This window comes from Xenorhabdus sp. IM139775, from assembly GCF_028598745.1.
Classification (GTDB): domain Bacteria; phylum Pseudomonadota; class Gammaproteobacteria; order Enterobacterales; family Enterobacteriaceae; genus Xenorhabdus.
Genome location: NZ_JAQRFK010000162.1, coordinates 1 through 2,145, shown reverse-complemented (window position 1 = coordinate 2,145; position 2,145 = coordinate 1). Strand labels below are relative to the sequence as shown.

The 2,145-nt window shown below is 54.3% G+C and carries 2 protein-coding genes and 2 pseudogenes; all 4 read right to left on the bottom strand.

All coding sequences use genetic code 11. From position 1 onward, the window contains the following. Window positions 1–332, bottom strand: a pseudogene (locus PSI17_RS16600) (TraI domain-containing protein); the annotation flags it as partial. 39 nt (window positions 333–371) lie between these two features. Next, window positions 372–995, bottom strand: coding sequence for a TraI domain-containing protein (locus PSI17_RS16595; RefSeq protein ID WP_273553017.1), 624 nt, complete (start codon window positions 993–995; stop codon window positions 372–374). Between the two features lie 211 nt (window positions 996–1,206). Then, window positions 1,207–1,821 carry an SAM-dependent DNA methyltransferase gene (locus PSI17_RS16590; RefSeq protein ID WP_273553016.1) on the bottom strand — a complete coding sequence of 205 codons (615 nt, stop codon included), beginning with the start codon at window positions 1,819–1,821 and terminating at the stop codon, window positions 1,207–1,209. A gap of 108 nt (window positions 1,822–1,929) precedes the next feature. Beyond that, a pseudogene (locus PSI17_RS16585) lies at window positions 1,930–2,145 on the bottom strand (DUF1281 domain-containing protein); the annotation flags it as partial.

Genomic DNA, 2,145 nt, shown 5'->3' with positions numbered 1-2,145 from the left:
GTCTTTAGGTGACTATGAGTGGCAACCGTTTCTTTCTCCGGCCCAAGCCGTTCGGTGAGTTTTGAGCCGTGATGGTCATTTTTTGTAACATGTTGATGAGATGCTCCCTGATCGGATTGAAATAACGACAATAGTGTCAGGGTATCAGTATCATGCTCACCGGATGGTTCGAATGCCGATGCCACCTCCAATGGAGGATGTGGAGACACCTGGTGGAATTCAGGCGATACTTCTCCGGCGGTATCTGGCATCTCAGAAGTCCCCGCCGATTTCAGCAAAGGAGACTGCACCTGCCCGGCGGCTTCCTGAAGCAAGGCATCAATCAACGGCACGGAGGCGGGCTGGCCGCCCAGATGCAGGGCCAGACAGCGTCACGCTTCTGGCACCAGAAACAGCCAGCTTACCGCGTCTTCCGGCAGTAAACGGGACGCCAGCAGGGCTTTCAGTGGCGCAGGCAAATCTGGCTGGGCGGACCGAAACCGGAATCGAAAGCGGCGGTCCGGCGTCCACAATCCCGGCTGCCAGCCATGCCCGTCCTCCAGCTCACCCTCCAGTGCCTGCAATAACGGCAGGTGGTAAAACAACGCTGTCCAGAACACCACCGCCTGCCATAGCAAACTCTGGGTAGCCTGCGTTTCCGGTGCCGCCCCCGGCGGCAACAGATGCCCTTTTGCCAGTCTCACCGAGTAAGTGGTAAATTTCAGTGTGAGGTCGATAAACCCCCCACTGCCCGACCAGTCGCCTTCCCGTGTTGCGGGCACCTGCTGGACACGGCTGAGCAACTGCCTGATCGGTGTCAGGTAAAAACGCTGATACAGCCCGTCAGGCAACGCACTGTTTTCCCACAGCTGCCGGAGACACTGACGGCGCAGGGGCGTGGCCAGTAACTCATCGGCAGACTGCGGCCGGAAATAGCCCCGGCTGTCTTTCGACGGGGGCGATTTGGCTTGTGGCGCTGTCTGACGGGTAAAATGGGATTTAAAACGGTTAAACATCGCGGTTCCTCTCTGGTTTAAATTTGGCCCAGTGTCGGTGAATCCCAACCTGAAACAAGGAAAAACTCTTTCTGCGATAATGAAAATTAATCTGACTCGATTCACCCCGTGTTTGACTTACCGGGTCACCTTAATTTTCTTCATAACATCCATCAATTAATCCCTTTAAATGCAAAAAAGCGCCCCGAAAGGCGCAAAAGTGAAAAAGAATTCAGGCGGCGGTTTGCGGTTGGCAGGCCTGCAAACGCTGCGACCAGTTGCCCAGATAATGAGCCGGCGTGTAACGCGTCCGCTTGCGGTCATCATCACACAGGGCATCTCCAATGGTCACCTGTGCCGGTATCCCCGTCAGGGACAGCTGGATATAGGCCATCACTGCGGCCACGGCCAGTGTCATACAACCCGAACCACAGGCGGGTTCGTGTAAAGTCACAAAGGGTTTTTCCTGTAACAACGCTGAGACATCCTGAAACTGTATTTTCGCCATCATTCTGGTGACCTCCCAGGGGGTGAAAAACTGCTGAAGGTGCTTATCCCCGAGTTCCAGTAACATAAACACCCTGCCCAGAAAATCACACGGTTCCCGGGCTAATCCCAGCACTACCAGAGAAAACAACTGCACAATCCGGTCAATATCGTCCCGGTCGTACTTTTTGATGGTTTTCAGGTAGAACTGTTCAAGCTCGTCACTGTAACAATACCTGTTGTGGATGGCCGCCATCGCACAGTAACAAAAGTCCCGAAAGACCTGATAACGGGAATGACCGCGGGCCGTCTGGTTAAACAGGGTAATAAAGGTGTTTTGATAATCGGTCCGGGAAGGCATGATGTGTTTTCCCTGCCTGAAAATAAGGGGAAAACACGTCCCGAAAGGGGAGGGTGTCTTCCCCTTTCGGTTGGAATAAAAATGCGTATAGGGTGAGTTAAATGAATACTATTGCCCGGCCGCGATAGCCGGCACCGGCAGGTGAGCATTCGCTTTTTCACTGTTGACCAGATAGAGTGCCGGGCGGTTTTCCCGTCCTGACAGCCCGCTGCCGCTGTCCACATGTTCACCCTGATCATAGCAGTCATAGCCTTTAAGACCGCTGACCGGCTCGCTGTACCAGTGGCGGATCTCGCAGTCAAAAATGGCCGACAGCGCGCCCAT

Bases quoted from the DNA above. Each gene is read 5' to 3' on its own strand.
- PSI17_RS16595 (WP_273553017.1), bottom strand. From the start codon at position 995: ATGTTTAACCGTTTTAAATCCCATTTTACCCGTCAGACAGCGCCACAA.
- PSI17_RS16590 (WP_273553016.1), bottom strand. From the start codon at position 1,821: ATGCCTTCCCGGACCGATTATCAAAACACCTTTATTACCCTGTTTAAC.